Source organism: Paenibacillus sp. FSL R7-0179, from assembly GCF_038002265.1.
Lineage (GTDB): Bacteria > Bacillota > Bacilli > Paenibacillales > Paenibacillaceae > Paenibacillus_AQ.
Map to the genome: position 1 here is coordinate 1,444,358 of NZ_JBBOCC010000001.1, position 22,540 is coordinate 1,466,897.

Consider the following 22,540-nt stretch of genomic DNA (forward strand, 5'->3'; position numbering starts at 1 on the left):
AGACGCGAGCAACATAGAATGTATGCGAAAAACCGATCACATTCGGCGCGGCGTAGGCGCGTGGTCCAAATGTAATCGAAAAACCGATCACATTCGGCGCGGCGTAGGCGCGTGGTCCAAATGTAATCGAAAAACCGATCACATTCGGCGCGGCATGGGCGCGTGGTCCAAATGTAATCGAAAAACCGATCACATTCGGCGCGGCGTGGGCGCGTGGTCCAAATGTAATCGAAAAACCGATCACATTCGGCGCGGCGTGGGCCCATGGTCCGAATGTATATGTTTCACGCGAACACGTATCCTTCTGTTTCACGTTAAAACGGTACCTTCCCTGTGAGGACAGCAAAGCCGCTTCTACATGTGATTACTATTTTTATCGGCAATCTGTTCTATTATTTACACTGTAAGCGGCCCCTTAGACAAAGTGACGGAATTTCACAGCCTCAATCTTACGCTTTGTCTAATGTGGGATTCCCGGGCAACGTGTAACATGTTAAATAATCCTACATGAAATAAGAATGAGTACAGAGATTAAGATGATTATGTTATGTTAATTAACATTAAATAGATTCAGGGATGGAGGGGGACTGGAGATGTCACTAGTAGCAGCAACAATTCCTGAAATACAGCTGGAGCATGTCGAAATGCGTTATCAGACGGAGACGGCAGATGTGCTGGCCCTGCATCAGGTAAGTCTTGATATTGCCAAGGGGGAGTTCGTCTCTCTGCTGGGTCCTTCCGGGTGCGGAAAGACTACACTGCTGAGGCTGATGGCAGATCTTATCACACCAACGGCAGGGAATATCATGGTGGCAGGCAAAAGCGCCAAGGAGGCCCGGCTGGCCCAGAAATACGGCATTGTGTTCCAGAGTCCGGTGCTGTATGACTGGCGGAAGGTCAAGCATAATATTACGCTGCCGCTGGAGCTGCTGGGCGTAAAGAAATCGGTCCGTGAGGACAAAGCGCTGGAGCTGCTTGATCTCGTGGGCCTCCAGGGGTTCGCCGACAAGTATCCCTGGCAGCTCAGCGGGGGGATGCAGCAGCGCGTAGCCATTGCCCGGGCACTCTCCATGGAGCCGGAAATTCTGCTCATGGATGAACCGTTCTCGGCGCTGGATGAATTCACGCGCGAGCGGCTGAATGAGGAGCTGCTCTCTGTCTGGAGTAAGGTACAGAGCACGATTGTGTTCGTTACCCATAGCATTCCCGAATCGATCTTCCTGTCGGACCGGGTATTCGTCCTGTCTCCGCATCCGGGCAGGCTCTCGGCGGTTGTTGATATTCCGTTGCCCCGTCCGCGTACGGCGGACATGAGGAACAGTCCGGAGTTCTTCGAGCTGATCGCCCGTATCCGCGACAGCTTCGAAGGGGTGTAGTCATGAAGCTGAACCGTGCGTTAATGCGGGGGCGAGCACTGCCGCTGCTTGTCTGGATCTGCGGTCTGCTGGTGCTGTGGGAGGCGGTCTCCTGGTGGCTGCTGCATGTGGCGAAGACGCCGCTGGCCCAGTCCAAGCTGCCTTATGTCCACGAGGTGGCGCTCACCCTGTGGCAGTACAGCGGCACCCTTCTCCGGGAAGGGGGCGCCACCTTCGGCAATGCTGGGGTGGGCTTCCTGATCGGAGCGCTCTCTGGAGTGCTGCTGGCCGTGCTGATGAGCCTCTCCCGGACGATAGAGCAGCTTGCCTTCCCGTATGCCGTTGCTTCGCAGATGATTCCGATTCTGGGACTGGCACCGATCATATACGGAATTGTGCGGGATGAGCAGCTGTCGAGGATCATCATATCCGGCTATATCACCTTTTTCCCGGTGGCGCTGAATATGCTGCGCGGTCTGCGGAGTGTGGACCCCTCTGCTCTGGAGCTGATGCACTCTTATGCCGCTAAGCCGTGGGCTGTATATTGGAAGCTGCGCTTCCCGGCAGCGCTGCCGGGTCTGTTCAGCGGGCTGAAGATTGCAGCACCGCTGGCTGTAACGGGCGCAATTCTGGTTGAGCTGATGGGTGCGCAGCGCGGGATCGGGGTTATTATGCTCCGCAATCTCTATTACGGACCTTCCCATACGTATATGTTCTGGTCCACGGTATTGGTCGGTGCTCTGCTGGGTATGGCCAGCTATTGGCTGATGAGTCTGGTGGAACGTCTGGTAGCCCCATGGCAGCCGGAATTCCGTCCCCAAGGAGGCGGCCGCTAATGGACAGCAATACGGCTCGTGAATTCCCGTCCTCTAACAACGTTATTGCGCCAGATACAGAACACAGCGGAGACCCTTGGAAATTCCTGAAATGGCTGAACCCCGGGTTCGTGCTGCCGCTGCTTGCCGGAGCTTTGTTCCTGCTGCTGTGGGAGCTTCAGATCTTTCACCGCATCTTCGATCTGAAGAAATACCAGCTGCCGCTGCCCTCCGCCATCGCTGAAGCGATGCGGGACAATCTCAGTCTGCTGCTCTCCTACACCGGGTATACCCTCACTGAAGCTGTTCTTGGTATGCTGATCGGCTCCGGCTGCGGCTTCCTGATTGCCTTGGCTGCTACGGTCTGGCCCCGCTGGGGTGGCGGCAGCCTCACGATGGTAGCTGCCCTCAATGCCGTGCCCATTGTGGCGCTTGCCCCGATCATGAACCTGTGGTTCGGAGACGGCATCGGCTCACGGGCGGCGATTGTGACCGCGACCACGATGGCGGCTATGGCGATCAATGCCTACAAGGGCATGGCGGCTGTGGACCCGCTGGCGCTGGACCTGATGCATTCCTATGCGGCTGGCAAGCGGGCGGTATTCCGTCATCTGCGGATTCAGAACAGTCTGCCTTATGTGTTCACTGCCTTGAAGATCAACGCTACAGCGAGCATGATCGGGGCGATTGTCGGGGAGTTCTTCTTTTCCTCGCGGGGGCTGGGTTATCTGCTCTCCAATTCCATCAAGGTGGCCAAGATGCCGCTGGGCTGGGCCTGCATCGTGCTTGCTGCGATTGCCGGAGTAATCTTTTACCTGGTCGTGGAGCGCCTGGAAAAGGTATTTATCAAGTGGCACCCTTCCCGGAGAGCGTAGTGTGTAGTTCCCGCAGTATCCGCTGCACCCGTAATCGCAAGGCCTGTAATCGCAATATCCGCAACCCTGGAACTGTTACATCCGGTTTGTACACTGGCAGGAGATAGAGAGCTGCCAGGCACAAGCTGTATGCATATAGCAACAAGAGCGAAATCATGCTGTGTCAGTCTGTCTTATTACAAAAAACTTGAGTGGTAGGGGGAGTTGCTATGATGAAGGGTAAACAGGGCAAAACTCGTGGCGGGTTATGGATTGCGGCGGCTCTAATGCTGATCTCGCTGCTTGCGGGCTGCGGCGGCAACAACAACGCCAGCCCCTCCGGAGCAGAAGCAACTGCGGGGAATGCGGCAACGGCTTCGCCGGAAGCGGCGGCAACCACGGAACCGGCGGCTGAGCCGGTCACCGTGAAGCTGCAGCTCAAATGGGTGCCGCAGGCCCAGTTCGCCGGGTACTTCCTGGCGCAGGACAAAGGATATTATGCGGCAGAAGGCTTGAAGGTCGAGATTCTGCCCGGCGGGCCGGATATCGTGCCTGAGCAGCAGGTGGCCGGCGGTTCGGCCGATATCGGGGTGGACTGGGTGGCGAGTCTGCTGACCAGCCAGGAGCAGGAGATGCCGCTGGTGCAGATTGCCCAGATTTTCCAGAAGAGCGGGCTGGTGCTGGTATCCAAGAAGGAGGCGGGCATCACTACACCGGCTGAGCTGAAGGGTAAGAAGGTGGGCAACTGGATGGGCGGCAATGAGTTTGAGATTCTGGCGCTGTTTGATAAATACAAGCTGGATTCAGGCAAGGATCTGAACTTCACCAAGCAGGGCTTCACGATGGACCAGTTCCTGGGCGGTGAGCTGGATGCGGCCTCGGCCATGACCTATAACGAATATCAGGTGGTGCTGGAGTCGGGCATCAAGGCAGAGGACCTGAGTGTCATCGACATGAATGATGAAGGTGTGGCGATGCTCGAAGACAATCTGTTCGCTAACAAGGAGTGGCTGGAGGGCAACAAAGAGACGGCGGCCAAGTTCGTCCGCGCTTCCCTGAAGGGCTGGGCGGATGCGATTGCTGATCCCGAAGCAGCTGTTGACAGTGTGATGAAGCTTGCCGAAGCGGGCAGCACGACCCGGGAGCATCAGCTGACGATGATGACGGAGGTTGCCAAGCTGATCCAGCCGGAGGGCTTCGATGCTTCCAGGCTGGGCTATACGGATGCTGCCGCCTTCCAGCAGACCGCCGATATCGCGCTGAAATTCGGGGTCATTAAGACGGCTTCCAAGGTGGAGGAGGCTTACACGAACGAGATTGTCGAGATGGCGGCGAAATAACAGGTAACAGGATTCTTTCATAGCTGAAGCAGATGGCCGCCTGGTAAGGCGGTCATCTCTTCTAGGTAGCGGACGAACACAGGAAAAGAGGTGCAGACGATGACACTGCTTACGGGGCAGGCCGGTAAAGTGATGAACTATGTGAATGGAGCTTGGGTGGAGTCCTCCTCCGGGCGGCAGGAGGAAGTGTTCAACCCGGCGACAGGTGAGGTGATTGCCTATGTGCCGATCTCCAGCCGGGAGGAGCTGGATGCAGCGGTGGGGGCAGCTTCGAGAGCCTTTTCCGAGTGGAAAAGAGTCGCTGTCCCGCGCCGGGCCCGCTATTTCTTCCGGTACCAGCAGCTGCTGGTGCAGCATACCAAGGAACTGGCAGAACTGATTACGCTGGAGAACGGCAAAAGCCTGGAGGAAGCGCTGGGCGAGGTGCAGCGCGGCATCGAATGCGTGGAATTCGCCGCCGGCGCTCCCACGCTGATGATGGGCAGCCAGCTGCCGGATATCGCGACAGGTGTAGAGTCCGGCATGTTCCGTTATCCCCTGGGAGTTGTGGGTGGCATCGCCCCGTTCAACTTCCCGATGATGGTGCCCTGCTGGATGTTCCCGCTGGCGGTAGCCTGCGGGAATACCTTCGTGCTGAAGCCCTCCGAGCGGACGCCGCTGCTGGTGAACCGGCTGGCCGAGCTGTTCGCAGAAGCGGGCTTCCCGCCGGGGGTGCTGAATGTGGTACATGGGGCGCATGAGGTGGTGGACGGCTTGCTGGCGCATGAGGAGGTGAAGGCGGTCTCCTTTGTCGGCTCCCAGCCGGTGGCGGAATATGTCTATAAGCAGGGGACTGCGCACGGTAAGCGGGTGCAGGCGCTGGCCGGCGCGAAGAACCATTCGATTGTGCTGAAGGATGCCGATCTGGACCATGCGGTGAAGAATATTTTATCCGCAGCCTTCGGCTCTGCGGGCGAGCGGTGCATGGCCTGCGCCGTAGTGGTGGTGCAGGAGGACATTGCCGATGAGCTGGTGAGCCGGATTGCAGAGGCTGCGAACGGGCTGAAGATCGGGAACGGCAAGGAGGAGGGCGTATTCCTCGGCCCGGTCATCCGGCAGGCGAACAAAGACCGGACGATCGATTACATTGAAGCGGGACTTGCCGAGAAGGCGGTGCTGGTGCGGGATGGCCGCAAGGATGCTGCAGCTGCGGGCAGCGGCTATTTCCTGGGCCCGACGATCTTCGATCATGTGCAGCCGGGGATGAAGATCTGGCGTGACGAGATTTTTGCGCCGCTGCTGTCAGTGGTGCGGGTGAAGAATCTGGCGGAGGCGATAGCGGTCACCAATGAGTCGCCCTTCGCCAACGGAGCGTGCATCTATACGGACAGCGCCAGGGCGGTCCGCGAATTCCGCGAGGAGATCGATGCCGGGATGCTGGGTGTCAATCTTGGCGTGCCTGCGCCGATGGCATTCTTCCCTTTCTCAGGATACAAGAAATCATTCTATGGAGATCTGCATGCGAACGGGCGTGATGGTGTGGAGTTCTACACCCGCAAGAAAATGATTACCGCGCGTTACTAAAAGAAGGAAACCCAAGGAGGAGAGTGTGCCGTGCAGAGTCTGGGTAAAGAAAGCGAGCTGGCGGTTAAGAAGGACCAGCGGTATTTGTGGCATAATATGACCCCTTACAGTGAGCAGCATCCGCCGATGATTGCCGCTTCCGCAAGTGGCTCATGGGTAACCGATATCGACGGCAACACATTCCTGGACGGCATGTCCGGCCTGTGGTGTGTGAATGTGGGGTATGGTCGTAAGGAGCTGGCGGAGGCGGCGTACAATCAACTGCTGAGCCTGCCGTATTTCCCGCTGACACAGAGCCATATGCCGGCCATCGCGCTGGCTGAGAAGCTGAATGAATGGCTTGAGGATGAGTATGTCATCTTCTTCTCCAACAGCGGCTCTGAGGCGAACGAGGCAGCCTTCAAAATCGCCCGCCAGTACCAGCAGCAGATCGGCCAGCCTGACCGCCATAAATTCATTGCCCGCTACCGGGGCTATCACGGAAGCTCTCTTGGCGCCCTGGCGGCGACCGGGCAGGCGCAGCGCAAGTACAAGTACGAGCCGCTGGGCGGCGGGTTCCTGCATGTGGCGCCGCCGGACAGCTACCGCCGTCCGGCCGGCATGACCGAAGAGGCGTTCAACCTCCAGTGTGCGCAGGCGATTGAGGATATGATCGTCTGGGAAGGTGCAGAGTCTGTAGCGGCGGTGATTATGGAGCCGGTCATTACCGGCGGGGGTGTGATCGTCCCGCATCAGATCTATATGGACCGGGTGCAGGAGATCTGCCGTACCCACGGCGTACTGCTGATTATCGACGAGGTGATCTGCGGCTTCGGGCGTTCCGGCCGCAAGTTCGGTCACCACAATTTCGGAATCAAGCCCGATATTGTCACAATGGCGAAGGGGCTGACGAGCGGCTATCTGCCGTTATCGGCTACCGCTGTACGCAAGGAGATCTATGAGGCCTTCAAGGATAACAGCGATGATTACGGGCATTTCCGTCATGTGAACACCTTCGGCGGCAATCCGGCTGCCTGTGCGCTGGCCCTGCGCAACCTGGAGATTCTGGAGCAGGAACAATTGGTTGAACGCGCCGGGATTCTGGGCCGCAGGCTGGAAGGCGGGTTCGCCGGGCTGCTTGGGCATAAGCTGGTTGGCGATATCCGCAGCTTCGGGCTGGTCGTTGGGATTGAACTGGTGGCGGATAAATCCACCAAACAGCCCGCTGAGCTAAGTGTGGTTAAGGGGATTATTGCCGACTGCAAAGCCAAGGGGCTGATCATCGGCAAGAACGGCGATACGGTAGCGGGCTTCAATAATGTGCTCACCTTCGCTCCACCGTTATCCTCGACGGATGAGGATGTGCAGTTCATCATCGATACCTTCACAGCTGTGCTGAACGGGAGCTGGGCAGAGTGAATTTCTCCGGGTACAGGAACTGGTAGGCGCGCAGGGCGACCTGAATGGAGATCCGGTTCTCCGGGAGCATGAAGTCCTCTCCGAGCAGCTCGGTGATTTTGTCCAGCCGGTAGTAGAGGGATTGCCGGACGATGAAGAGGCTGCGGGCGGCGATCTGCTTCGACCCGTCATGATCGAGGTAGACGCGCAGCGTCAGCAGCAGCTCGCTGCCTTTTGCCTCATCGTGGTCAATCAGCGGGCCGATATAGCTGCGGATGAAATTCTCCAGCGTCTTGCCGTCGTTCAGGCTCAGCAGCAGCTGGAAGACGCCTAACTCCTCATACATGAGGACCGGCTTCTGGTAACAGGAATAGAGGGACAGCGCTTGTACGGCTTCCTGGTAACCGGCATGAGCATGCTTCAGGCCCCGGTGGGACTTGCTGACTCCGATGACGAGCTGCAGGTCCTTCAGCTTCTCATCGGCGCGGATATGCTGCAGGGAATCAAGCGCCTGCTGCAGGCGCAGCTTGCCGGGCAGCTTAGACTGGATATCCAGCGCAATGACGGTCAGCCGGTTGTTCTTCAGGGTGATCAGCGGCCGGAGGGAGTACTTCTCGAAGATGGAGCGCAGGATGAGTGAGAGGTGGAAGGTGATGGATTCCCAGTCATTCTCCGAGCTGTTCCATTTGACATCCCGGGGATTCTCGATCTCGATCAGGCAGACCCGGTAGGGCAGCTCATTGACCAGGTTGAAGTCCGGGCCGACCAGTCCCTTGAGCCGGTTGTCGTCCTGAGTGCGTCCCCCTACCAGCTCATCCACCCACAGATTCTCCGAGAACAGCTTCCGTTCCTCCATGTACCGCGTGCGCAGCAGCTCCTGTGCGATGGATAAGGAGGCCGAATCGAGCAGCAGGCAGTCGAATTCCTGCGGCTTATGATTACAGACCATCAGGATATAGGCCCAGGTCTGGTCTAAGGCTCCAACGGGCTTTACGGCGATGGTCTTGTGGCCGTATTCCCGGATATAGGGGGCGGCCTCCGGGACTGCTCCCTCCATCTCTTCGCTGAAGGTCTCGAAGAAGTCCAGCAGCGGGCGCTGCTCCTCGGGCGCAAGGGCCGGGAAGAAGAGAGGTTTGCCTTGCAGCTGCATATAGAGAATCTGTGTGCGGGTGCTTTTACATAACAATTGCAGGACCTTTAGGGTTCCCTGGGAGGTTAGGGTCAGCCGGTGGAATTCGCGGGAAATACTCTCCAGCTCTTGCAGCATCCGGTGGTGGCGGTTGATGATGAGGGAATGCAGATCGAGTGTAATGTCGACGAACCGTACAGTGCGGGTGAATTGAATCAGCGGAAAATCATGCAGGTTCGAAAGAGCGATCATCTCCTGCGGAATGGCACTGAAGTAAGCTCCCAGCTCAATGCACAGGCAGGCGGCATTCTTATCAATCAGATTCTGCATGAAAGACAGGGCGGCGTCCAGATCTGTGCCTGCGCTCATTCCGGTGGTCAGAATCATCTCTTCCCCGTGAATCAGACTCTCCAGGCTTGCGCTCTCCAGCACATGCACCCAGCGGATGGCCCGGTTCAGGCCGTTTCTTCCCCCGATCAGCTCAGCTTCAGCGAACAGCGGCCGCTTCAGCGCGTCGCGGATCGTAAATACAAGTTCCCAGTCCATAAGCTTCCCCCTCATTCCCTTCGTTCTCAGGCCATTCTCACAGGTAAAAAAGTGACTTTTGAAATTAGACAATCTGTCTAATGTAACGAAAAAGCGGATTGACTATAGTTTGAATATAATATGTCAGAAAACTTAACTTAAATTGGAGTGTGATTAGCGCTTTTATCGGCTTGAAGTTTATTTTACTACAATAATTCTTACAAGTATGCAAAATATTAAGGCGATCATCGTAATAATGTTATATTATATAACATAAATCAAAGCCGAGAGTGGAAGCTACTTTGGCCAGAAGGAGGGGTACCCGATGGAGCAATCTTCACCGTTAAGCACATTGACACCTGAGCTGTTCATGCGTAATTTTGCCGAGGCAGAGCCGGGGCTTACCCGCAAGGGAGCCATCGAGGAATCCAACCGCTGTCTGTACTGTTATGATGCGCCGTGTATCAAGGCCTGTCCGACCAGCATCAATATCCCTTCCTTCATCAAAAGAATCGCGACGGACAATCTCAGAGGGTCGGCGCAGACCATTATGGATGCCAACCCGGTCGGCGCAAGCTGCGCGAGGGTATGTCCCACGGAGGAGCTGTGCGAGGGAGCCTGTGTGCTGAACGGCACTTCCGCGCCGATTGAGATCGGCCTGCTGCAGCGTTACGCCACGGATTGGGCGATCCGCAGCGGGCTCCAGCTGTTCCGGGCGGGTGAGCCTAACGGCAGAAAAGTAGCGGTGATCGGCGGCGGACCGGCAGGTCTGTCAGCGGCCAGAGAGCTGGCGCGCGAAGGCTTCCAGGTGGTGATCTATGAGGCGAAGCCGCTGGCCGGTGGCCTGGATACCCACGGGATTGTCTCCTTCCGGCTGCCGCAGGACATTTCGCTCTGGGAAGTGGAGCAGGTGGAGAGACTGGGCGTAGAGATCCGTACGGGAATGAAGGTGGGAGTGGATATTTCCATAGAAGAGCTTAAGGCCGGCTATGATGCCATCGTGCTGGCGGCCGGGATGGGTTATGTCCCTCCGCTGGGGATTGAAGGCGAGAAGCTGTCCGGTGTCTATGATGCGATCGGGCTGGTGGAGACCACCAAGACCGGGATTCCTGCCCTGGAGCTGATGGGACAGCGTGTCGCTGTCATTGGTGCAGGCAATACGGCCATTGATGCGGCTACCTGCTCGGTGCGGCTCGGCGCGGCGAACGTGAAGATGATCTACCGCCGGACGCGCGGGGAGATGACGGCTTATGATTTCGAATATGAGTTCGCCAAGCAGGAGGGTGTGGAATTCAACTGGCTGACCTTGCCGAAGCGGATTGTAGGGGATGAAGAGGGAAATGTTGCGGCACTCGAATGTGTGCGGATGGAGCTGACCGGGGAGGCCGGGCCGGATGGACGCCCCTCTCCCGTGCCAGTGGCCGGCTCGGAATTCCTGCTCCCGGTGGATGCCGTAGTGGTGGCTATCGGCCAGAAACGGCGGATGGACCTTATTGAGGCGCTGGGGCTTAAGCATACGCGGGGCGTAGTGGAGATTGATCCCGCGACCGGCCGTACCTCAGATCCGCAGATTTATGCGGCCGGCGATATTGTTTTTGGCGCAGGGACGGGGGAGGCCATGGTGGTCTCTGCCGCGCAGCAGGGCAAGGATGCTGCCTATGCAATTGTGAAGCAGTGGTCAGGCCGTCAGGACAGCGCAATCGGCTCTGCCGTATAATACAGATTTCATAGATGGGGGAGGAATGGCAATGGCAGATCTCAGTATTGATTTTGCAGGCATCAAGTCACCGAATCCGTTCTGGCTGGCCTCTGCGCCGCCTACCAATACAGGCTATCAGGTGCAGCGTGCGTTCGAGGCAGGCTGGGGAGGCGCGGTGTGGAAGACGCTCGGGGAGCCGGTCATCAACACCTCGGCCCGGTTCGCCGCCGTTCATTTTGGCGGACAGCGTGTAGCGGGCTTCAACAACATTGAGCTGATTACCGACCGTCCGCTGGAGGTTAACCTGAAGGAAATCTATGAGACGAAGCGAAGATTCCCGCAGCATACGATTATTGCTTCCCTGATGGTGGAGCCGAAGCGGGAGAAGTGGCATGAAATTGTGAAGCGCGTGGAGGCCATCGGCGTAGACGGGCTGGAGCTGAATTTCGGCTGTCCGCACGGCATGGCTGAACGCGGGATGGGCGCGGCTTCGGGCCAGCAGCCTGATCTGGTACAGGCGCAGACCGCCTGGGTCAAGGAGGTAGCGACCACCCCTGTCATTGTGAAGCTGACACCGAACATCACTGACATTACCGTGGTGGCCCGGCATGCCGTCAAGGGCGGAGCGGATGCAATCAGCCTGATCAATACGATCAACAGTCTGGCCGGGGTAGACATCCACAGCTGGAATACGATTCCAAATGTCGGCGGCCAGGGAGCACACGGCGGTTATTGCGGCCCGGCTGTCAAGCCGATTGCTCTTAGCATGGTGGCGGAATGTGCCCGGGACCGTGAAGTCGGCGTGCCGATCTCCGGCATTGGCGGCATCTCCACCTGGCAGGATGTCGTCGAATTCATGCTGATGGGCTCAACCGGAATTCAGGTCTGCACAGCGGTTATGCATCATGGCTTCAGGATTGTGGAGGAGATGATCGACGGTCTGAACCATTACCTGGACGAGAAGGGACTGGCTTCGGTAACCGAGCTGATTGGCAAGTCGGTGCCCAGATATACCAACTGGGGCGATCTTGATCTTAATTATCAAGTCGTTGCGCGGATTAACGAGGAGAACTGCATCAACTGCAATAAATGCCATATTGCCTGCGAAGACGCCTCTCATCAATGCATCGATATGCTGACGAATGCGGAGGGTAAGGCGATTCTGCAAGTGCGTGAGGAGGATTGTGTAGGCTGCAATCTGTGTTCGATTGTCTGCCCGGCAGAGGGAGCCATTGATATGATAGCACTGGACAGCGGAGCGGCCCCGATGAGCTGGAATCAGCGGAGCCGGATCATCAGCGGGGTCAACGGTGCTTATTCGGAAGCGGAGGTGGGTTAAGATGAAGAAGATCATCAAGCACGGAATTATCGTTACAGCGGCGGATACGTATACGGGAGATGTCCTGATTGAGGACGGAATCATCAGCGGCATCGGCCTGAATCTGGAAGCGCCGGGAGCGGAGATCATTGATGCTTCCGGCTGTTATGTCTTTCCGGGAGGGATTGATCCCCATACCCATCTGGATATGCCCTTCGGCGGTACGGTTACCGCCGATGACTTCGAGACCGGTACGATTGCCGCTGCTTACGGCGGAACCACCACGGTGATCGATTTCTGCCTGACCACGAAGGGGCAGCCGCTCCAGCAGGCCGTAGATACCTGGCATCACAAATCGCAGGATAAAGCGGTCATTGACTACAGCTTCCACCTGATGGTGTCAGAGCTGAATGACAATGTGCTCAGCGAGCTGCCGCAGATTATTGAGCAGGAGGGCATCACCTCGCTGAAGGTGTTCATGGCCTACAAGAACACCTTCCAGGCCGACGACGGAGTTCTGTATAAGACGCTTCAGGCGGCGAAGCGCGAAGGGGCGCTGGTCATGGTGCATGCCGAGAACGGCGATGTTATCGAATATCTGGTGGATCAGGCGCTGGCCGCAGGCAATACCGATCCGCTCTATCATGCGCTGACCCGTCCCCCTGAACTGGAGGGTGAGGCGACTGGCCGGGCAGCTTATTTGACCGGGCTGACGGATTCACAGCTCTATGTGGTGCATGTCACCTGCGCCGAGGCGGCCTGGAAGATTGCCGAAGCCCGCAAGAAAGGGCTTCGTGTCTACGGCGAGACCTGTCCGCAGTATCTGGTGCTCGATCAGTCGGCGCTGGCGAAGCCGGATTTCGAAGGCGCCAAGTATGTCTGGTCTCCTCCGCTGCGCGAACAGTGGAACCAGGATGTACTCTGGGATGCCCTCTGGAGCGGGACGCTGCAGACCATTGGCTCTGACCAGTGCTCGTTCAACTTCAAGGGGCAGAAGGAGCTGGGCCGGGGCGATTTCTCGAAGATCCCGAACGGTGGACCCACCATCGAGGACCGGTTCAGTGTCCTCTACTCCGAAGGGGTGCAGAAGGGCCGGATCACACTGAACAAATTCGTGGATATCATCGCCACCTCAAGCGCCAAGCTGTTCGGCTTGTTCCCGCAGAAGGGCACGATTGCCGTGGGCAGCGATGCCGATATTGTGATCTTCGACCCGGCAGTGGAGCGGACGCTGTCGGCAGAGACCCATCATATGAATGTGGACTACAATGCGTTCGAGGGGCTTACGGTCAAGGGCGAGCCGGTCTCCGTGCTGAGCCGGGGCGAGTTTGTCATCAAGGACAAGATATTCGTCGGTGCCGCAGGACAGGGGAAATACCTGCACCGCAAGCGCTTCGAGGCCGAAGCTCCCCATCCGGCACAGGCAGAAATCAGCGGAGGAGTGGTCTGAGATGTCAGCATTTGCAGAGTTCGACCGGGAACGGCAGGAAATCGACAATCTCATCGGGCTAGGTTATACCGTTGCCGGGATCTACGAGGATCTGGACGGTGCCAGGGTTACGTTCATCCGCAGTGAGCCGGCCGGCGGGCCGGTGGAGCTGCTGCTGCTCACAGCGGACGCGCGCAAGCATGTGACGACGCTGCTTGTTAGCCGAACCAGACAGACTGCTGCTGAGATTCATAGGTGAACACGCGTTACAGTGATTAATCCCCCTTATATTCCTGACGAAGGATCGACATGATTGTCAGCGATTCAAATCCACCCTCCGTCCGTATACAATCGCGGAGGGTGCCTTCCTTTTTGAAGCCGGACGCTTCATAAGTACAAGAATTATAGACGGCAGCCAATTATGTAAGGGATATGTATGTAAAAGGAGCTGCCGCTGTTGCAGGATGCGCTGCTACGTCAGACGGTTAACGGACTCCTGTGGAGAGAAGACAGAGACGGACGGGGATTGGGTAATTTCGACCCTTGCCGGAGAGTTCGCTGTGACATCGGGCGAGTAGAGATAGAAGCTGCTCGCGGCTTCGGAGGTGCGGATTCTGGTGAATTCATTGGCCAGGCTGATTGTTGAGGAGGAGGCAAGTGTAAGTTCCTTGACCCGCAGCTTGAAGGTGACCAGCGTCTGCTCTACCGCCGGAATCGTCTGCTGTCCGCTGCTTGCTTCGACCTGAATATCGATGCCGCGCATGCTTGTGTTTTTCCCGAGATAGATACTGCCATCCACAGGACTCTGGAAATTGAACTGGAACAGGTTATCGACTTCGCTTCCAGCCGTATAATTCCCTTCTGCGTAGACCGAGTGCTGCGTATATTCAAGGTTGTCGAATACCTGGCTGTCATATTGGACAATGAAGTTAAGATAGCTGTAGCCGCGGTCATTTGGCGCGAAGTCTTTTAAATGCACCAGCACGGTAACCTCTTCCCCTGGAGTATAAACCTCTTTGTCAGTGGTAACCTCAACAGACATCGCAGGTGCGGTGTTATCCGCTGCAGCCTCACGAATCATGGACATCATAAGCGGCAGTACCTTCATTCCTCTGATTGCCTGCTTGAATCTATTTCTCTTCTTCATGTTACATCCCCCATTGCCATCATAATGATGCATCCCTATGCACGAATGATCTTGTATATGAACAATGGTAACAATTGTCACTGATAAAACACTGATAAACGTCGAACCATGGCGTAAAATATCGAAAAAATGCTTGTATTATATAAAAAATTCTAAAGCTCCTCTAGCCCATGCAGGAACCTCATCTCTGCAAAAGCTGATTCGCGAGTTCTGAATCTCCATCACAACCAATCCTTTTGGCAATCTGGTCAGGATCGATAATGGTTCCAACGTAGTCCCTTAACTGGAAGCTGATTGTGCTTTTTCCAGCTCCATTAGTTCCGGCAAAAACCGTCATTACAGATTTAGATTTAGTCATGACTAACAAGCTCAGTCCGGTTACCAGCTACATCATAAGTGATTTCGAATTTTTGTCCAGTGGCATCTTCACGAATTCGTTTCCCGTTTTTTATATAATAGATGGAAGCTCCGGCCTTCTTGGCTTCTGCGACTGCATGCTGGTTGGCTTTTTTTAGTAACCGTTGCAATTCTTCTCTTTGGGGCAGCATTAGGATAGCACCTCACTTGGATATTGAGATTTATTTTAAAATAGTATAACACAATCCAATTTCCCCCTGGAAATGCCCCGGGCTATTTACCCAGCCGCTGGTATTCATCAACGAACCAGTCCGGCAAGGCGTCGCCGGTCTCTGCGATGTAGGACTCACTGAACTGGGCGAATTTGCGCTGGGCGCGCAGGGGCTTGGCGGTTTCGTAATAGATGGCGATCAGCCGCAGGGCGTAGCTCTCCTCCAGTGGCTCCAGCTCCGTCAGGCGCACGGCGTAATCTTCGGCCTCGTTAGGCCGTTCAGCCTCCATCAATCCCATAGTAAGCTGCTCCAGCAGCTTGAGGTACAGGCGGCGGTATTTGTCACGGGCGGAATATACCCAGAGGCTGTCCAGCGACTGGAGCAGGTCACCGGTGTACAGGACGGCGGCCTGCTGCATGTCCTCAAGCCTGCTAGTTTGCAGCGCAAGGGCGGCAGCTTCCTGGAATTTCTCAATGTCTCCCTCAATTCCCCCCGACTCAAGCCTGTAATTCTCCCTGCCGAAGGTCAGCTCAATCTTGTCCTCCAGCGCGGCTTTCTTCAAGGTGGTGCGGATCTGGTAGACCGTAGTATGCAGATATTGCTTGCCCTTCTCGTAGTTCCACTGCGGGAACACGTCATTGAGAATCAAGCTGACGCTGCCCTGCCTGTGAATCCACAGATAAGCAAATAATTCCTGTGCCTTATGTGTCCTCCACTTCACCAGGCCCAGAGGGCTGATTAGCTCATAATCCCCCAGCAGCCGGAACGAGGTTGCCTTCCCGGTTGCGGCGGTTGCCCCGGCAGCCTCCGGCGATAGGCGCTTACTGAGCAGCTTATTCCAGGTCTTCCGCAGCCGCGAAGGATCAACAGGCTTGAGCAGATAATCCATTGCAGACAGGTCGAAGGCTTCGACAGCATAATTGCGGTAGGCGGTTACGAATACGATGTCTGTGTCCGGAGAGAAGGGCAACAGCTTCTCGGCAAAAGTGAGACCGGACAGCTCCGGCATCTGGATGTCCAAGAATAGAACATCCGGCTTCAGCTCGGAAGCAGCAGTGAGGGCTTCACGCGGGTTATCGTAGGTCAGGACAGAGGATATTCCTTCACACTGGAGCAGCAGCTCCTTCATGTGATCCAGTGCCGGCCATTCGTCATCAATTACCATTACAGAGATGCTCATACTCAGAAGACCTCTTCCTTCCATGGGATTGTAATCAGTACATCTATACCTCCGCTGGCTCCCCGTGTAAGAATCAGCGGACGTCCGAACTGTGTGAGCAGCCGGCGGTTAATGTTCCGCAGGCCGATTCCGGTGCCTTCGCCATGCGGAGAACGGTAATCATCCTTCATCCATGAGGCTAGCTGTTCATCGCTCATTCCCTTCCCGTTGTCCGAGACGGTGATCAGGATATCATCCCCCTCCTGCCGGGTGGAGATGATTACCGTTCCTCCGTCGATCTTCTCCATCAGTCCGTGACGGACGGCGTTCTCCACGATGGGCTGCACAATCAGCGGCGGCAGCGGGAATTCACTGACCTCAATATGATACTCGGCATTCAGCCGCTTCCCGAACCGGGCCTGCTCCAGCGACAGATAGGCTTCGATCAGCTCCAGCTCCTTCTCGAACGGAATGGCAGTCTCCTGGTTGCTGAAGTCGAAGCTGCCGCGCAGGAAATGGCTCAGATCGTATAGCAGCTGTTGTGTCTTCTCGGTGTCACGCGTACTCATCCAGATAATTGTATTAATGGCGTTGTACAGAAAATGCGGCTTGATCTGTGCACGCAGCATGGCGATCTCCGAGCTGAGCCGCTCGGAGACAGATCGCCGTAGTTGAACCAGCGTGTTGACCCGTCCCTTCAGATCGCTCCAGATATAAGGCTTATGGATAAAATCATTGGCTCCGGCGCGGAACGCCGCCTCATTGAAGTGAAGCTGCTGCCCGGCCGTGGCCATCAGGATCGGCAGGTCCAGCGGGGTATAGGTCTGGCGGATGATCCTGCACAGCGCAAGGCCCGACATTCCGGGCATCATGACATCGATCATGCAGAGATCGAAATTCCGGTCTTCAGCCAGCAGGGCCAGTGCCTCCTTGCCGCTGCTGCGGCTTGTGATATTGTAATTCTCCAGCGACAGCAGGTTGGTCAGTGCCTTGAGGCTCGCATAATCGTCATCCACGATCAGGATACGCGGCGCATAGGGCGCAGCTTGTCCGCTGGACTGCGGCGGATCAGCCGACCGGTATTTCCAGAGGTCATCCAGCATCTCTGGCTGGGTGTACTCTGGCCGCGGGAGTGTCTGCTCTGCTTGGGCGGCAGCGGCAGCTTCCGCCTGGGTGCCCGGAAGTGTGAAGGAGAATGTGCTGCCCCGGCCAACCCGGGAAGAGACGGAGATGCTCCCGCCATGCAGCTCTACCAGCTTACGGCTAATCGCAAGGCTCAGCCCGAGGCCGCCGGTCTCAAGGGAATCGGCCTCGCTGATCTGCTCATAGTCGCGGAAGATATACTCCAGCTGATCCTCGGGAATGCCCTTTCCGGTATCGGTTACAGCAATGGAGAGGAACTCCTCCTGCCAGATGGCCTCAATGACCACGCTGCCGCGGTCCGTGAATTTCAGTGCATTATCCAGCAGGCTATAGAGGATCTGCATCAGCCGCTGTTCATCGGCCTGGACCAGGAAACGGCCCGGCGGGATATGATTTTTGATGCGGATGCTGCCTTTTTTGTTCAGGAACTGGAAGACCTCAATGACAATGGAAGCCACACCCTGGATATCGACGGTCCCCCATTGCAGGCTAATGCGCTGGCGCTTGATCTGCTCGTAATCAAGAATATCCCTGACCAGGAAGGCCAGCCTTCTGCCAGTACCGAGAATCAGCCGTATATCCTCCCGCTGGGAGGGGCTTAGCGGTCCTCCGGCTCCCTCATGCATGGATAGCGCTACGTTAATGATGGCATTCAGCGGCGTACGCAGCTCGGCGGAGGTCTTCAGCAGGAACTCGTCCTTGTCCCTGTCCTTGCGCTCCAGCTGCCGGGACAGCTGCTTAATGGTCTCATAGGCATGGGCATGGCGCGCAGACAGGAACAGTCCCTCGGCAAGAATGAAGATCGGACCGGCTACCGGCGCAGTGGCATAGAGTTCAGTACCGAAGAACAGATTGCTGACTAAAGACAAGGTGAACATGACTGCGGCAATCACACCGATCAGCAGATAGTTAGAGCCGCTTTCCCTCCGCCAGGCGGCTTTTACCATGACATAGAAGGTATAGCAGACAGAGATGAAGCTGAAGGCCAGCAGCACCCCGGTAATCCGCGAATATACAGGCAGTGTGGTGAACAGTACAATGGTGCAGAAGCTCAAGGCATATACGAAGCAGATCCGTTTGAAGAGCCGGGAATAGAGTGCGGGAAATAAGGAATAAGTATAGCTGGACACGCAATAGAATCCGATTACACCCGACACCGCCTGCAGCTTGCTGAATCCTTCATAGGAGAGGGATGGAAGGTACTCGAAGAGCAGCTTCTCACTGTGAGTCAGCATATAGAGAGCGATCACGAAGCAGTAGACGGCCAACTGGAGCGAAGACTTGTCCTCTTTGCGCTGCAAGCCCTGGCCGATGAAATAGCAGCCGATAAAAGCAAAGCCTGCCACCAGCAAAGTGTCGTAGGTCCGTTTCCGCTGATCGATGGCAGCTATAGCAGCGGGAGTGCCAATCCGGATAGATTCGGCAATGCCTCCGTTTGAATAGGTGAAATTGGATGTATGTATCAGAATCTCCGCCAGGTTATCCCTGCTGTGAAAAGTCAGGGAATACGGTTGGTTGCGCGGCGTGGTAGTCTCCCGGGCTTTCCCCGGTGTTCCGCTTCCGCCCAGCCGCTCACCATTCACATATACCTCGCTGGCATTGCGGATATTGCTCACCTTGAGGGCGAAGGCAGGAACCTCCGGCGGCAGCTGAACCAGCAGACGGTAGGTTGCATATCCGTAGCGGGAGAAGCCGGTAGCCTCCGATCCCCGGCCCCATGCGCCCGGCACAGGCATATAGGCCGGTGCCTCTGCTGTTCCGGATAAGGTATCCTGCGGTTTCAGCAGCTCCTGCCAATAGAATTCCCATTCCCCTTCAAGCGGGTAGACGGCAGAATTATCGAAGGTGCAGGTGGACAAATCGGCCCAACCTGACCGTGGGCTGTTGCAGTTAGATGAGGGGCTGAGCAGGGGAATCAACACCACTGCGATGAGCAGGCCTATGCATAACAGGGCGAGCATTCTTTTGGCCAGCAGATTATAATCAAATGTTCTCATGATTTCATCATATCTCCGGCAGCTTGCGCTTGTCCAGCTTCCTTCTACTTCCCGCCGGAAGTGTTGTATAATTGAATTTCATATCGTACCCTGAGGAGCGCTGAAGAAATGTTCTTTCTAAATATTATGTCATGGCTGACCGAGGAGCGCCTGATGCAGCTGCTGGAGCAATACCGCTCGTTCGGGCCGCTGCCGGGTGTGGGGCTTACCTTCATGAAATCGTTCGTCCCCCCGCTGCCGACTATAGCGATTGTGGGGCTTAACGGAGCGGTGTACGGGTTATGGCTGGGGTTCCTGTATTCCTGGATCGGTCTGGTTGCAGGCTGCACGGTCACCTTCCTGATCATCCGCAAAATTGCCGGACATCCCTACCTCGCCAAGTGGGCCAAACGGCCCAAGGTAGCCAAAGCGATGACCTGGGTCCGCCAGAGCGGGTTCAGCTATGTGTTCCTGCTTAGTCTGTTTCCGGTGGGTCCGTTCGTGGCGATTAATATGGCGGCGGGGCTGGCCGGAATGCGGCTGCGTTCCTACCTGATTGCGCTGTGTGCCGGCAAAGCCATTATGGTATTTGCGGTATCCTACATCGGCAATGATGTGCAGCGGTTCATCCGCCATCCGGTGGAGATTATCTATGTGCTGCTGTTTATCGGAGCATCACTCTGGGGGGTTAAAGCGATTGAAGCCAGGTTTGCCCGGCTGGCGCGGGAACGGGAGCTGCGCGGCCAAGCGCCGCTACAGCGCAAATAATTCACGGATCTCCTCCACACCTTCTGTAACGCCTCTCTCTCCGGTATGAGGCCAGCTGTTGGTGACCGCATTGTAGCGGTAATCCTTACTCCATTCAGCAATATTACTGACGATAGACTGTACAGCGAAGACCATGTGCTCTATCTCCCGGTCCGTCATGATCGGGTGCAGGGACAGGCGGACCCAGCCCGGCTTCAGCGACTGGTCCCCGGCATGGATCGCCTGGATGAACGCCTGGGATTGCGCCGGGTTCAGCCCGAGCAGCTGATGGCCGTACGGACCGGCGCAGGAGCACCCGCCGCGTGCCTGAATGCCGAAGCGGTCATTCAGCAGCCGTACCGCGAGATTGTAATGAATCTCCTTCAGCGTGAAGGAGACAATGCCATGCCGCTTGCGGTGTGTGCCCTCCAGCACGGAGCAGCCGGGAATCTGCACCAGCCCCGAGAGCAGCTTCCGGCATAGCTCCTGTTCGCGGACGATCATATATTGTCCGGTTCCGTTCATCTGCTCCTTCAGCTTCACGCAAAGGGCAGTGCGGATCGCCTGCAGGAAGCCGGGAGTGCCCCCGTCCTCGCGCACTTCCACATCATCGATGTAGCGGCGTCCGCCCCAGCGGTTCACCCATACCACGGTGCCGCCGCCGGGCTCATCCGGCAGCCGGCCGTTGCTGAGCGCGGTGTCGAACAGCAGCACGCCGCCGGTTCCCGGGCCACCGAGGAATTTATGCGGCGAGAAGAAGATGGCATCCAGCTTCTCCTGCGGGTCTGCCGGATGCATATTGATCTCCTGATAAGGGGCGCTTGCTGCAAAATCCACGAAGCATACCCCGTCATGCCGGTGCATGAGTGAGGCAAGCTGATGATACGGGGTCTCGATGCCGGTGACATTGGAGCAGGCGGTGAAGGAGCCGATTTTGAAGCGGCGGTTCCGGTAGAGCTGCAGCAGCTCCCCGAGCCGCTGCAGATCCACCTCTCCGCCCGGCCCGGAGGGAACGGTAACCACATCGCCGAAGCTCTCCTGCCAGGGCAGCAGATTGGAATGATGCTCCATATGGCTGACGAAGATAACCGGGCGCTCCTCCGGTGCGCAGAGGGTTTCCTGGTTCAGCCATTCCGGCAGCTTCAGGCCCATGATCCGCAGCAGCTTGTTCACCGCGCCGGTGGTGCCGTTGCCGCAGAAGAGCAGGGCATCTGCGGGGGCGGCATTCACATGCTGCCGGATGATGCTCCGTGCTTCATGGTAAGCCAGGGTCATGGTCAGGCCCGTGGTATTGGAATCAGTATGCGGATTGCTGACATAGGGGCCGAAGCTCTCCTGTATTTTGCGCTCAATCGGCTCATACAGGCGGCCGCTGGCCGTCCAGTCGGCATACAGCAGCGGCTGCCGTCCATAGGGGGTGGAGATCAGATGGCGGCTGCCGACAGTGTGCTCACGGAATGCCGCGAAATGCTCTTGCAGTGAAGACGGCGCGTCTGCCGCAGCGGCGCGGTGGATACTCAGCACGGACAATCCCTCCAGGCAATGAATGCTCTATCATTTGAGACGGATTCCGGCAGGCACTGGTGCTGCTCAAGGCAAGTAAAGTGTGTGTCGCAGCCTCCGCATACCCGCCGGGCGTAACCGGTCCGTCTTCGTCTGCCTCAGTATATGCCCGGTGATGTAATTAGGTTAACGCCCATAACGATCAGATGAAAAGCTGAATATCGCTCTCCAGCGCATCCTTCAGATATGCGGCGGCATCGATAATCTCCACCTCGGGCAGAAGCTCCTCCGGCTTGAAGCCCATGATCTCCACCGAGAGCTTGCAGGCGTAGAACTTGATGTTCTTTTTGCGCGCGCCCTTCAGGAAATGGATCAGCTTCGGTGCTCCCTGATCCTCCATCATCTCCTCCAGCATCAGCTTGCCAAGCCCGCTGAAGTTCATCCGCGAGAGCGGCAGCTGCTCCGGTCCCTTGGGTGTAATGACATCCATCAGCTTCTCGTAGATACTCTTATCCTCCAGCGTCATAGTCTCCGGGTCCCGGACCAGAAACAGCCCCCAGAACGAGAAGAACATCGTAACCTCCACTTCAATATCCCTGGCTGCATTCGCCAGAATCAGCCCGGCCATCGCCTTGTCATACTCCCCGCTGAACATCAGCAGATTCAGTTTTTTGCCCATTCATCAGCCCTCCATCGGTATCCATAGAATGTCATTAGTATGGTTAGGGAGAGGGAAAGTATGCCTGCCGTCCGGCCGGAAGACACAGAAAAGGCTCCCTGGCGGGAGCCTGAAACGTATATATTAGCTGGTACAGCGGCGCATGGCCCGAATGTATGCGAAAAACAGCATACATGGTGCTCACATGCAGGTCGTGTGGCCGAATGTATGCGG

At 56.7% G+C, this 22,540-nt stretch carries 18 protein-coding genes; 11 read left to right on the forward strand and 7 right to left on the reverse strand.

Going from position 1 to position 22,540, the window contains the following annotated elements; translation table 11 throughout:
- The first annotated feature begins 593 nt into the window (after window positions 1-593).
- The 6 genes from MKX63_RS06400 (at window position 594) to MKX63_RS06425 (ending at window position 7,325) form a co-directional block, all read left to right on the forward strand.
- Complete coding sequence (locus MKX63_RS06400; protein WP_341016003.1) at window positions 594-1,376, forward strand: ABC transporter ATP-binding protein; 783 nt, start codon at window positions 594-596, stop codon at window positions 1,374-1,376.
- A 2-nt stretch (window positions 1,377-1,378) separates the two neighbouring features.
- The gene (locus MKX63_RS06405) at window positions 1,379-2,191 is read left to right on the forward strand and encodes an ABC transporter permease (protein WP_341016005.1); all 813 of its coding nucleotides are present in this window, start codon (window positions 1,379-1,381) and stop codon (window positions 2,189-2,191) included.
- Window positions 2,191-3,045, forward strand: coding sequence for an ABC transporter permease (locus MKX63_RS06410; RefSeq protein ID WP_341016006.1), 855 nt, complete (start codon window positions 2,191-2,193; stop codon window positions 3,043-3,045). Before MKX63_RS06405 ends, MKX63_RS06410 begins: the two co-directional genes overlap by 1 nt.
- A gap of 209 nt (window positions 3,046-3,254) precedes the next feature.
- Window positions 3,255-4,364, forward strand: coding sequence for an ABC transporter substrate-binding protein (locus MKX63_RS06415; protein ID WP_341016009.1), 1,110 nt, complete (start codon window positions 3,255-3,257; stop codon window positions 4,362-4,364).
- A gap of 99 nt (window positions 4,365-4,463) precedes the next feature.
- Window positions 4,464-5,927 carry a CoA-acylating methylmalonate-semialdehyde dehydrogenase gene (locus tag MKX63_RS06420; RefSeq protein WP_341016011.1) on the forward strand — a complete coding sequence of 488 codons (1,464 nt, stop codon included), beginning with the start codon at window positions 4,464-4,466 and terminating at the stop codon, window positions 5,925-5,927.
- A gap of 30 nt (window positions 5,928-5,957) precedes the next feature.
- Window positions 5,958-7,325 (forward strand): aspartate aminotransferase family protein, encoded by a 1,368-nt coding sequence (locus MKX63_RS06425; protein ID WP_341016013.1) that lies wholly within the window; start codon window positions 5,958-5,960, stop codon window positions 7,323-7,325.
- Here MKX63_RS06425 and MKX63_RS06430 read toward each other — a convergent pair.
- Window positions 7,291-8,979: a PucR family transcriptional regulator gene (locus MKX63_RS06430; protein WP_341016015.1), complete on the reverse strand. Its 1,689-nt coding sequence runs from the start codon at window positions 8,977-8,979 to the stop codon at window positions 7,291-7,293. The genes MKX63_RS06425 and MKX63_RS06430 overlap by 35 nt on opposite strands.
- A gap of 304 nt (window positions 8,980-9,283) precedes the next feature.
- Here MKX63_RS06430 and MKX63_RS06435 point away from each other — a divergent pair, with 304 nt between their 5' ends.
- The 4 genes from MKX63_RS06435 to MKX63_RS06450 are packed head-to-tail and all read left to right on the forward strand — an operon-like array spanning window position 9,284 to window position 13,663.
- A complete protein-coding gene (locus MKX63_RS06435; RefSeq protein ID WP_341016017.1) occupies window positions 9,284-10,675 on the forward strand; it encodes an NAD(P)-dependent oxidoreductase in 1,392 nt (463 codons plus the stop codon).
- 31 nt (window positions 10,676-10,706) lie between these two features.
- Window positions 10,707-11,996 carry an NAD-dependent dihydropyrimidine dehydrogenase subunit PreA gene (gene preA / locus MKX63_RS06440; protein ID WP_341016019.1) on the forward strand — a complete coding sequence of 430 codons (1,290 nt, stop codon included), beginning with the start codon at window positions 10,707-10,709 and terminating at the stop codon, window positions 11,994-11,996.
- A 1-nt stretch (window position 11,997) separates the two neighbouring features.
- Entirely contained in the window at window positions 11,998-13,425 is a 1,428-nt protein-coding gene (gene hydA, locus MKX63_RS06445) for a dihydropyrimidinase (protein WP_341016020.1), read from the forward strand.
- 1 nt (window position 13,426) lies between these two features.
- A complete protein-coding gene (locus tag MKX63_RS06450) occupies window positions 13,427-13,663 on the forward strand; it encodes a hypothetical protein (protein WP_341016022.1) in 237 nt (78 codons plus the stop codon).
- Window positions 13,664-13,876: 213 nt separating this feature from the next.
- Here the strand turns inward: MKX63_RS06450 and MKX63_RS06455 are convergent, their stop codons facing one another.
- The 4 genes from MKX63_RS06455 to MKX63_RS06470 all read right to left on the reverse strand — a co-directional run bounded on the left by MKX63_RS06455 (window position 13,877) and on the right by MKX63_RS06470 (window position 19,419).
- Complete coding sequence (locus tag MKX63_RS06455) at window positions 13,877-14,551, reverse strand: hypothetical protein (RefSeq protein ID WP_341016023.1); 675 nt, start codon at window positions 14,549-14,551, stop codon at window positions 13,877-13,879.
- 350 nt (window positions 14,552-14,901) lie between these two features.
- Window positions 14,902-15,099, reverse strand: a complete 198-nt coding sequence (locus MKX63_RS06460) for a hypothetical protein (RefSeq protein ID WP_341016024.1) — start codon at window positions 15,097-15,099, stop codon at window positions 14,902-14,904.
- 82 nt (window positions 15,100-15,181) lie between these two features.
- On the reverse strand, window positions 15,182-16,300 hold the full coding sequence (locus MKX63_RS06465; RefSeq protein ID WP_341016025.1) for a response regulator: 1,119 nt from the start codon (window positions 16,298-16,300) through the stop codon (window positions 15,182-15,184).
- Window positions 16,301-16,302: 2 nt separating this feature from the next.
- On the reverse strand, window positions 16,303-19,419 hold the full coding sequence (locus MKX63_RS06470; protein WP_341016027.1) for an ATP-binding protein: 3,117 nt from the start codon (window positions 19,417-19,419) through the stop codon (window positions 16,303-16,305).
- 108 nt (window positions 19,420-19,527) lie between these two features.
- Here MKX63_RS06470 and MKX63_RS06475 point away from each other — a divergent pair, with 108 nt between their 5' ends.
- Complete coding sequence (locus MKX63_RS06475) at window positions 19,528-20,166, forward strand: TVP38/TMEM64 family protein (RefSeq protein ID WP_341016029.1); 639 nt, start codon at window positions 19,528-19,530, stop codon at window positions 20,164-20,166.
- Here MKX63_RS06475 and MKX63_RS06480 read toward each other — a convergent pair.
- Both MKX63_RS06480 and MKX63_RS06485 read right to left on the reverse strand, forming a co-directional pair.
- Window positions 20,152-21,669 (reverse strand): aminotransferase class V-fold PLP-dependent enzyme, encoded by a 1,518-nt coding sequence (locus MKX63_RS06480; RefSeq protein ID WP_341016030.1) that lies wholly within the window; start codon window positions 21,667-21,669, stop codon window positions 20,152-20,154. The two genes, MKX63_RS06475 and MKX63_RS06480, sit on opposite strands and share 15 nt — an antisense overlap.
- A gap of 181 nt (window positions 21,670-21,850) precedes the next feature.
- Window positions 21,851-22,327, reverse strand: a complete 477-nt coding sequence (locus tag MKX63_RS06485) for a DsrE/DsrF/DrsH-like family protein (RefSeq protein WP_076080972.1) — start codon at window positions 22,325-22,327, stop codon at window positions 21,851-21,853.
- Window positions 22,328-22,540: the final 213 nt, after the last annotated feature.

What these genes read in the sequence shown, in the direction of transcription:
- MKX63_RS06400 (WP_341016003.1), top strand. Translation starts at nt 594, where the DNA reads ATGTCACTAGTAGCAGCAACAATTCCTGAAATACAGCTGGAGCATGTC.
- MKX63_RS06405 (WP_341016005.1), top strand. Translation starts at nt 1,379, where the DNA reads ATGAAGCTGAACCGTGCGTTAATGCGGGGGCGAGCACTGCCGCTGCTT.
- MKX63_RS06410 (WP_341016006.1), top strand. Translation starts at nt 2,191, where the DNA reads ATGGACAGCAATACGGCTCGTGAATTCCCGTCCTCTAACAACGTTATT.
- MKX63_RS06415 (WP_341016009.1), top strand. Translation starts at nt 3,255, where the DNA reads ATGATGAAGGGTAAACAGGGCAAAACTCGTGGCGGGTTATGGATTGCG.
- MKX63_RS06420 (WP_341016011.1), top strand. Translation starts at nt 4,464, where the DNA reads ATGACACTGCTTACGGGGCAGGCCGGTAAAGTGATGAACTATGTGAAT.
- MKX63_RS06430 (WP_341016015.1), bottom strand. Translation starts at nt 8,979, where the DNA reads ATGGACTGGGAACTTGTATTTACGATCCGCGACGCGCTGAAGCGGCCG.
- MKX63_RS06435 (WP_341016017.1), top strand. Translation starts at nt 9,284, where the DNA reads ATGGAGCAATCTTCACCGTTAAGCACATTGACACCTGAGCTGTTCATG.
- preA (WP_341016019.1), top strand. Translation starts at nt 10,707, where the DNA reads ATGGCAGATCTCAGTATTGATTTTGCAGGCATCAAGTCACCGAATCCG.
- hydA (WP_341016020.1), top strand. Translation starts at nt 11,998, where the DNA reads ATGAAGAAGATCATCAAGCACGGAATTATCGTTACAGCGGCGGATACG.
- MKX63_RS06450 (WP_341016022.1), top strand. Translation starts at nt 13,427, where the DNA reads ATGTCAGCATTTGCAGAGTTCGACCGGGAACGGCAGGAAATCGACAAT.
- MKX63_RS06455 (WP_341016023.1), bottom strand. Translation starts at nt 14,551, where the DNA reads ATGAAGAAGAGAAATAGATTCAAGCAGGCAATCAGAGGAATGAAGGTA.
- MKX63_RS06460 (WP_341016024.1), bottom strand. Translation starts at nt 15,099, where the DNA reads ATGCTGCCCCAAAGAGAAGAATTGCAACGGTTACTAAAAAAAGCCAAC.
- MKX63_RS06465 (WP_341016025.1), bottom strand. Translation starts at nt 16,300, where the DNA reads ATGAGCATCTCTGTAATGGTAATTGATGACGAATGGCCGGCACTGGAT.
- MKX63_RS06470 (WP_341016027.1), bottom strand. Translation starts at nt 19,419, where the DNA reads ATGAGAACATTTGATTATAATCTGCTGGCCAAAAGAATGCTCGCCCTG.
- MKX63_RS06475 (WP_341016029.1), top strand. Translation starts at nt 19,528, where the DNA reads ATGTTCTTTCTAAATATTATGTCATGGCTGACCGAGGAGCGCCTGATG.
- MKX63_RS06485 (WP_076080972.1), bottom strand. Translation starts at nt 22,327, where the DNA reads ATGGGCAAAAAACTGAATCTGCTGATGTTCAGCGGGGAGTATGACAAG.